Source organism: Companilactobacillus bobalius, from assembly GCF_009764355.1.
In genome coordinates this window covers 1-7,840 of sequence record NZ_LNUA01000057.1, presented here as the reverse complement: position 1 = coordinate 7,840, position 7,840 = coordinate 1, and the positions used below count along the sequence as shown (strand labels likewise).

The window sequence follows — 7,840 nt, the reverse complement described above, 5'->3', positions numbered from 1 at the left end:
TAGACCCCTCTTGAATCTGTTTATCAAGTAGGTTTTGTCTGTTTATCAAGTAGGTTTTGTCTGTTTATCAAGTAGAACTATAAAGTTGACTACTTGATAAACATAATCTAAAATTAATTTGTAATCATTAGGAGGTACAGCATGGGAAATGAAATTATTAAATATGATCCAGAGTTAAATACCATTCCACTTCGAAAATTTACTCCAGTTGAAATGAATTTATTTTTTTCGATTATTTCTCGTATGCGTGATAAGAGTGATCAGACCATTCGTTTTACTTTTGATCAATTAAAAGAGCTAAGTGCTTATAAACCTACTGCAAATAACCGTTTTGAAGATGACATTCAGAGAACTTATGAAAAAATGATGGGATTACATTTTGGTAGACGAAGTAAAAGTGGATTAACTCGAGAGTTTTTTGTTTTGTTTACAGAATTTAAAATTGATGGAGATGCAGAAGAACCTTATGTAGACGTAAAAGTTTATGAACGTGCTTTACCCCTTTTAAACAAGCTTGAAAGTTGGGTTCGTTATGCGTTGGCAGAGTTTAGAGATTTAAAAAGTAGTTACGCAAAAACAATGTTTCGGTTACTAAAACAGTTCAGAACCACTGGATATGCTTATTTTTCTAAAGAAGACTTTTTTGAATTACTAGATATGCCCAAAAGTTACTGGAATAGTCCCTCTAACGTCGATAAATTTGTTATAAAACCCATTAAAGAAGAATTAACTCCTTTGTTTAGAGGATTAACGGTTAGAAAAAAATATGGTAAAGGGCGTGGGAAACCAGTTATTGGCTATTCGTTTACCTGGAAACCAGAAAAGAAAGATGCCAATGATTTCTCACAAGGCCAATTACAAGATGAGCGTCAAAAGCTTTTTAATATTCAGCATAATGGTGAATTAACAGAGCAGGAAAAATGGCGCGCCATTGACAAGGTTAAGGGGTTAACTTTAGGCTCTACTGAGAAACAAGCATTGGCTGATAAACAGGCCGAGCACGATAAAAAAATAAGAGATCAAGCAAGACAAGAAGCACTTGCTGAACTCCGAAAGGGGTTTGGAAATCATGCCTAAAACTATTAGAGAACTTGCTGATGAATTGGGCGTTTCAAAGCAGGCTATATGGCAAAAGATAAAAAGAGATGTGTCAATCGATTTACGTCAATTTACATCAACAAAAGGCAATACTGTTTACGTTGATGTTGATGGGCAAAAAGCTATTAAAGCAATGTTCTCAAACGATTCATCAACAAGATACCGTCAACAAAAAGATGATGTTGACGACAACAAAAAAGATGCGGTTGATGGACAAGATGAAGTGAAATTCCTTCGAAATTTAGTATCAGAATTTCAATCTGAAAAGAAAGAGTTACATAAGTTACTAGATCAGCAACAAAGATTGGCCTTACAGGACAAACAACTGCTCGAAGAATACAAGGCAGAAATTAAGGACTTGAAAGCCTTAACGATGGCACCGCATGATAATAGTGAAAAAGAAGTGACGTCAGACAAACAACCGGAACCTGAAAATAGCACCCCGGAGTCACAACCTAAACCTAAAAAGTGGTGGCGTTTTGGTAAATAGTTACAACTAAAAAAGAAAAGAAGACTAGTTAAATAGCGGAAGATAAATTTGAACAATCTGTAGCTGCCAAGCTAAAGGGTGAGGGCTGGGACTGTCCCACAGATTATTCTGGTGGGTAGATTGTAAAATTAATCCGAACGCTGTTCGGATTAATTCAAATCTTTATTAAAAAATATTTCATCTTATTTAACAAGAAACCATATTTATATAACAACATAAAATACACTAAGTTATTTTATTGAACATATATCGTACTTTATCTATCCGACTATTTGGACGACGGGGCTGGCAAACAGGTTCACCGGTAGTAACATGGTACCCTTTTAACTCTGTTAAACAAACACTACGTCCATTTGTAAAGAAAGTTAAATCACTACGATATTCTTGAATACACCGAGCAGGGATTTCTCCACTAAGAATGACCTCATTATTTTTCAATTGAGTGTCTACGATGTTCGCACAATATTTAGGAGCATCGTTGTATGCTCGTGAAAGATATTCCTGTGGCGCATAAATTTTAAAACTAAGATATGGCTCTAACAATTCTGTTCCAGCTTTTTTTAAGACTTGTTCCAATACAATAGGAGCAAGCATCCGAAAATCTGCTGGGGTACTAACAGGGCTATAGTATAAGCCATACTTAAAACAGATTTTACAATCCGTCACATTCCAACCATATAATCCTTGTTCGCAACCATAGCGTATCCCTTCCATAACTGCATTTTGAAATGATTGATTTAAGTATCCAAGAGAAACCGAGCTCTCATACTGCATTCCACTTCCCAACGGAAGCGGTGATACAGATAAACCAATGGAAGCCCAGAAAGGATTTGGCGGCACTTCGATGTGAATGGTATATTCTGCATTTTTTAACGGTCTCTCCATATAAATGACTGTAGGCTCTTTTAGTTCTATCTCCACATGATACTTTTCTTGCAACAGTGCACTAATCACTTCCATTTGTACTTTCCCTAAGAAAGAAAGTATAATTTCATGTGTCGTAGAATCCACGTAATATCGTAGAAGCGGATCACTATCTGAGATTTCCAAAAGGGCATCAAGCAACATTTCTCTCTGTTCAGGTTTACTCGGTTCAACAGTTGTTTGTAGTAGAGGGTGCGGATTTTCAATCTTTTTTCTCTGTGGCAATAGTTTTGTATCTCCAAGAACACTATTTAACTTCAAAAACTCATTTTGCAAAATAACAATTTCTCCAGAATAAGCTCTATCAATCTTACATAATTCACCATTTATTGAAGTATACATTTCTGTAACTTTTATTTTTTCTTTTTCTGATACTCTAACCGAATCTCGTAAATGTAGTACTCCACTATAAAGGCGTATATATGCAAGACGTTGTCTTTTTTTTGTATATTCAATTTTGAAAACATTTCCGCAAAGTTCAGACGGACCTCGATGTGTTGATGAATAAAATTTATTCGTAATCACTTCTATAAGGTTATCAATCCCTATATTGTTTTTTGCACTTCCGTGATAAACAGGGAACAGGGAACAATTATGAAATCTTATGCTTTCCTCTTGTTCGAGTTCCAATGCTTCTAATGATTTACCGGACATATATTTCTCTAAAAGGTCATCGTTTCCCTCTATTACCGTATCCCATTGTTCAGATTCGGTAAAGTTCGTCACACACATATTAGGATACAGTTCTACCTTCTGTTTGATTACAATTTCGGCAGAAAGTTTCTCTTTAATATCCTGATAAACCGTTGATAAATCAATTCCATTTTGGTCAATCTTATTGATAAAAAAGATTGTGGGAATCCCCATTTTCCTAAGTGCATGAAATAATATACGAGTTTGTGCTTGTACGCCATCTTTTGCAGAAATCAGTAGAATTGCCCCATCTAAAACTGATAATGAACGATATACTTCTGCTAAGAAATCCATATGTCCTGGCGTGTCTATGATGTTCACCTTCGTATTTTCCCACTGAAAAGAGGTTATTCCTGTCTGAATTGTAATTCCTCTCTGACGTTCTAAAAGCGTATTATCCGTCCTCGTTGTACCTTTGTCCACGCTTCCTAATTCTGTAATCGCTCCACTGTTATATAATAAGCTTTCTGTTAAGGTAGTTTTTCCTGCATCAACATGAGCTAAAACTCCAATATTAATAATTTTCATGTGATTTTCCTCCATTCAAAAACCCAAAAGGGCATAAAAATCCCAGTGATAAATACTTTTATCACTGGGATTTTTATGCATAACCATAGGTATACAAAGCATACAGATATTCTCTGGATACTTTAGAATCACATGATAAAGGTATTCTTAAACTGGGTACAAAAAACTAAGCCCTCCTAAAAAAGGACATCTAATTATTTGTTCCCGCTATCAAATTGACAGTTTATTTAAGAATACCTTGCCGCATATTTATTAACTCCTTTTAAATAGTCACTTAAATAATAGCACGTAAGAGCATATTTGTAAAGGAATCTCCAATTTTTTATCAAAAAGAGTACATGATTACAAAGTATCTGTAATCATGTACCAATATTTGTTATTTTACAATCTTCCAATTATCTTGTTTTTCTAATATCAACTCAAATTGCGAGATTTGGGTTGCCTTTGTTTCTTGATCTAAATATTTCACAGCGACATTCACGATTACTTGGTTATCTTTTCTGGTAAAGATAGGATTCACCAATTCCTCGAAAACATATTCCTTGTTAATCATAGGTAACACATGATTACTTACATAGTAAGTCAATTCTTTTTCTGTGGCGGTAGGATAGAGCTGGAAGAACGTTTCTAAAAAGCTAATGATTTCGTCCATCGTTTCTGTATCTACTGTATGGTCACTTTCTAGCTGTTTGGGTTGGTAGTCCGATTTTTGAGGTTTCTTACTCATTGTCGGATTTTTGATAATAACCATATTATCTGATTCATCTATATGGACAACCACATGAAAGCTAGACGATATAGTTTCCTTGTCTTTGTCTTCGGTAATAACTTGTTCAACAGAAAACAGTACCTCAAAGGTGTTCTCATTCACTTGAGAAACCTGCCACACCTGTATATCGTTCACACTAGAACTAGTAGGAATATCCTTACGAATCATTTCTTCATTTAATACCTGCAATTCTTCCGTCAAATAATGGGTCAATTTCTCATTTCGTTTATCAATGGCTTCTTGGGATTGGAGAGGAGAGTAATTTTTTCAAAGAAAAGGGGGTAAAAACTATGATTAAAAAAGGCATTACAAGAGTAATAATAAAAGTAATGAATTCTTGGAGTTCAATTTTTTCAACGTTACCAGGGTAACTTTTGGGAATCGGAATTAAAAAGTCGAGGAAGATTGGTAAATATACAATGCTATTAACTATTACAACACTACTTATTCCGATTACGTAATGAACCATAGAAAAAGTTAGGACTTGATTGTGTCTGAAGTATTTTTTTTGAGCCTGCTGTACAGTTTTTTTCCTAGTTACAATGTCATGCCTTGCAGCGTTGAATAGGAGTGAAAAGCCTATTAATGCAACAATTATTAATATAAAGCCGAATGAATTGGTAACTCCAACTTCTGAAGTGAAATTTAGAAAAAAAGGGCCCAAATATTTGGAGATGAACCAACTAGATAAAATTGAAATAATAATTGTAAGAATGTTTTTAAAATAGCCATTTTCAATGATAGTATCATTTATATGGTCACATAAATATAAAAAATCAATTGTTATGAGAAAAAAAACAACTAATATTACGATTAACCATGAGTACAAGGCTGATTCAACCTCCTTAAAAATTATTTGCTCAATATCCGAACACACGTTCGAGTAGACGGCTTAATTTTAGCACAGAAAAACAAGAAAACAAATTTTTGTCGGATTATTTTCGAACAAAAAAGATCTTCCAGGAAAATGGGAAGATCAAGTAAGCTATATATTTTTAAGGGCCCATTTTTAACAAATAACCCCTCAAAAACATTGTTAAAATAGCCCCCAATATCTATAATGTAGATATTGGGGGCTATTTTGTTTCTTTTATCAATAAATAACATCTGCTTTTCAGAAAAATTGTTGGACCTTTGTACTAATTGAACTAATTTCTTGCTGAGATAAAGTGGCCACAACTTCGCCATCTGATCGTTTTGTTGGATCGACAGCACGGACATGTTGCAATAACGCTGTCCCGTGAATTTTCCCGTTATCTATCCTGATAAATAACGGCGATTTAGCATACTTTTCTTGGGTACGATATTTGTCAGAGGTACTGATTGGCACAACTAGCACCGTATTAAAATAGCGATTATAGTGATCGTTGCTTACAACTAAACACGGTCGCTTTTTCTTAGTTTCAGTGCCTTTAGCCGGATCTAAATTAATCCATAAAATAGCGCCTTGTTTTAATTTCATTAATCAAAGTCTTCGCTTTCTACGTCTTTACCCCAATCAACTTCTGTTGTACTGAGATTTCCAAACTTTTTTTCTTGTTCATCAACAAGTTGCCATAGATCCGGTTTACTACGGACAATCATTACTTTACCATTTGGTTCAATCTGCCATTCAATTGTGTCAGTAGACCGAACTTTTAACAGTTCACGTACTGTTTTAGGAATTGTAATCTGATTTTTACTTGTGATCTTCGAGCTAACCTTAGTTACATTACCTGCGCTCACAATATCATCTCCTTACTTTTTCCTTACAAAAATAATAACATAACTGCTTTAATATCTCAAGAAAAGGAGAAAAGACTATGCAACAAGTTGTCTTACCCATCAAAGATTCAAACGTTCTTAAAGAGGTTCAAGATACGTTACTCAATAACTTTAAAGCTGGCCGACGTAACTATACGATTTTTCAAGTTGGTAAAGCGACGCTACTGCGAGTGAGTGACGTTATGGGCTTAAAACAGGCCGATATTTTTAATCCGGACGGTTCTATTAAACAAAATGCGTTTATTCATGACCGAAAAACTGGTAAACCTAATACCTTGTACCTTAAACCTGTTCAAACAGAGCTCTTATTGTACCGTCAATGGCTGCTTGATCATAAGCTGGATTCTGAATGGCTCTTTCCTTCAATTCAACACCCAGAACGCCATATTACTGAAAAACAGTTCTACAAAATTATGAGTAAGGTTGGCGATCTATTAGGCATTAATTATCTAGGTACTCATACGATGCGCAAAACTGGGGCTTATCGTGTTTACACGCAATCAAATTACAATATTGGCCTAGTCATGCACTTACTAAATCACTCAAGTGAATCAATGACTTTAGCTTATTTAGGCTTGGATCAAGCAAGTACAGAAAACATGTTGAACCAAATTGATTTTGGGTAAATTAGTTTGATTTTGTTGTCGCCAACGGCGACTTCTGATACAGGTTTTTAATGGGTCTAGCACAACATAGAATAAATTCTATGTATAAGTGCGCATTAAACTCATTTCATTCCGTTTAATGACGCTAAAAAATAGCTAACTTGATCATTGAAATAAAGGTTGTTTTTTAGTTCAATGCGCACTTACACACAACAACTAAAGTTGATTGTGCTTATACTAAAAAAAGTTGTATTAGATTTCGCTGCGCTCAAACAAATCTTTTTAATTGCTTTACACCGTTTTTCTTTCTAAACTTAATTACCATCTTTGAATAACTAACTATAAAAAGATGCCTTTAATTTAAACCTGAAATAATTAGCTAATGTTAGGAGTAACTCAGATGGACGAAAAAAAAGTATTAAAGCCAATTGATGAAATGCTTGCTGATCCTTGGCAAGTTGATATTCAAGAATTGTTTGAAGCTTTTGTTCATGAACCTGATGAGATCAAACAGAATTTGTATAATTCCTTGTACACTTACATTTTGCAAAAAAGACAAGAAGATATTATTAATCGACCAGGATTTGTAATTTAGCCCTCTAAAAGCTCACTGAGGGCTTTTTATTTTGTTTTGGTATAAATTATATGTAAATATGCTTAAAACTGCTGAGAATTGAAAATAAAGGCCTTAAAAGGGACATAGCAGTTAAATTCTTATTATGTTTTAGAAAAGCTAACTGTTTGCTGTCAATGGTAGCGGACGAGCAAAGCGTGGGAGCATAAGGAATTGACAGCTCTAAACCAGTCTTAACACTGAATTGGCGAAAGCCAAAGTTTCTATAAAACTTTGCTTTCCTGCCTAACGGCGAGTGAAAAAACGGTCAAGCTGTTTCAGCTTGACGGGGTGCGGGGCGTCAGCGCCCGTATAAATGTGGCTTGCCACACCTTTTTAGGCAACGAACGAAGTGA

At 34.7% G+C, this 7,840-nt stretch carries 8 protein-coding genes and 2 pseudogenes; 4 read left to right on the top strand and 6 right to left on the bottom strand.

Annotation, left to right across the window (positions count from 1 at the left end; genetic code table 11):
* Positions 1–141: 141 nt before the first annotated feature.
* Together ATN92_RS12805 and ATN92_RS12800 are read left to right on the top strand one after the other, a co-directional pair.
* Positions 142–1,077 carry a replication initiation protein gene (locus ATN92_RS12805; protein WP_001748065.1) on the top strand — a complete coding sequence of 312 codons (936 nt, stop codon included), beginning with the start codon at positions 142–144 and terminating at the stop codon, positions 1,075–1,077.
* Positions 1,070–1,588 carry a helix-turn-helix domain-containing protein gene (locus ATN92_RS12800; RefSeq protein WP_056950769.1) on the top strand — a complete coding sequence of 173 codons (519 nt, stop codon included), beginning with the start codon at positions 1,070–1,072 and terminating at the stop codon, positions 1,586–1,588. Before ATN92_RS12805 ends, ATN92_RS12800 begins: the two co-directional genes overlap by 8 nt.
* Before the next feature lie 225 nt (positions 1,589–1,813).
* Here ATN92_RS12800 and tet(M) read toward each other — a convergent pair whose 3' ends face one another.
* The 6 genes and pseudogenes from tet(M) to ATN92_RS12770 all read right to left on the bottom strand — a co-directional run bounded on the left by tet(M) (position 1,814) and on the right by ATN92_RS12770 (position 6,227).
* On the bottom strand, positions 1,814–3,733 hold the full coding sequence (gene tet(M), locus ATN92_RS12795) for a tetracycline resistance ribosomal protection protein Tet(M) (protein WP_000691727.1): 1,920 nt from the start codon (positions 3,731–3,733) through the stop codon (positions 1,814–1,816).
* 15 nt (positions 3,734–3,748) lie between these two features.
* Positions 3,749–3,796, bottom strand: a pseudogene (locus ATN92_RS19675) (hypothetical protein); the annotation flags it as partial.
* A 313-nt stretch (positions 3,797–4,109) separates the two neighbouring features.
* Positions 4,110–4,763: pseudogene (locus ATN92_RS12785) on the bottom strand (conjugal transfer protein); the annotation flags it as partial.
* Entirely contained in the window at positions 4,732–5,331 is a 600-nt protein-coding gene (locus tag ATN92_RS12780; RefSeq protein ID WP_056950771.1) for a hypothetical protein, read from the bottom strand. The gene ATN92_RS12780 and the pseudogene ATN92_RS12785, both read right to left, overlap by 32 nt.
* 285 nt (positions 5,332–5,616) lie before the next feature.
* Positions 5,617–5,964: a type II toxin-antitoxin system PemK/MazF family toxin gene (locus ATN92_RS12775; RefSeq protein WP_024002471.1), complete on the bottom strand. Its 348-nt coding sequence runs from the start codon at positions 5,962–5,964 to the stop codon at positions 5,617–5,619.
* Positions 5,964–6,227 (bottom strand): type II toxin-antitoxin system PrlF family antitoxin, encoded by a 264-nt coding sequence (locus tag ATN92_RS12770; RefSeq protein WP_001748062.1) that lies wholly within the window; start codon positions 6,225–6,227, stop codon positions 5,964–5,966. The genes ATN92_RS12775 and ATN92_RS12770 overlap by 1 nt, the downstream gene beginning before the upstream one ends.
* A 77-nt stretch (positions 6,228–6,304) precedes the next feature.
* Between ATN92_RS12770 and ATN92_RS12765 the strand changes: the two genes are divergently transcribed.
* Both ATN92_RS12765 and ATN92_RS12760 read left to right on the top strand, forming a co-directional pair.
* The gene (locus ATN92_RS12765) at positions 6,305–6,892 is read left to right on the top strand and encodes a site-specific integrase (protein ID WP_025016518.1); all 588 of its coding nucleotides are present in this window, start codon (positions 6,305–6,307) and stop codon (positions 6,890–6,892) included.
* Between the two features lie 361 nt (positions 6,893–7,253).
* Entirely contained in the window at positions 7,254–7,466 is a 213-nt protein-coding gene (locus ATN92_RS12760; RefSeq protein ID WP_001748064.1) for a hypothetical protein, read from the top strand.
* Positions 7,467–7,840: the final 374 nt, after the last annotated feature.

What these genes read in the sequence shown, in the direction of transcription:
- ATN92_RS12805 (WP_001748065.1), top strand. Translation starts at nt 142, where the DNA reads ATGGGAAATGAAATTATTAAATATGATCCAGAGTTAAATACCATTCCA.
- ATN92_RS12800 (WP_056950769.1), top strand. Translation starts at nt 1,070, where the DNA reads ATGCCTAAAACTATTAGAGAACTTGCTGATGAATTGGGCGTTTCAAAG.
- ATN92_RS12775 (WP_024002471.1), bottom strand. Translation starts at nt 5,964, where the DNA reads ATGAAATTAAAACAAGGCGCTATTTTATGGATTAATTTAGATCCGGCT.
- ATN92_RS12765 (WP_025016518.1), top strand. Translation starts at nt 6,305, where the DNA reads ATGCAACAAGTTGTCTTACCCATCAAAGATTCAAACGTTCTTAAAGAG.
- ATN92_RS12760 (WP_001748064.1), top strand. Translation starts at nt 7,254, where the DNA reads ATGTTAGGAGTAACTCAGATGGACGAAAAAAAAGTATTAAAGCCAATT.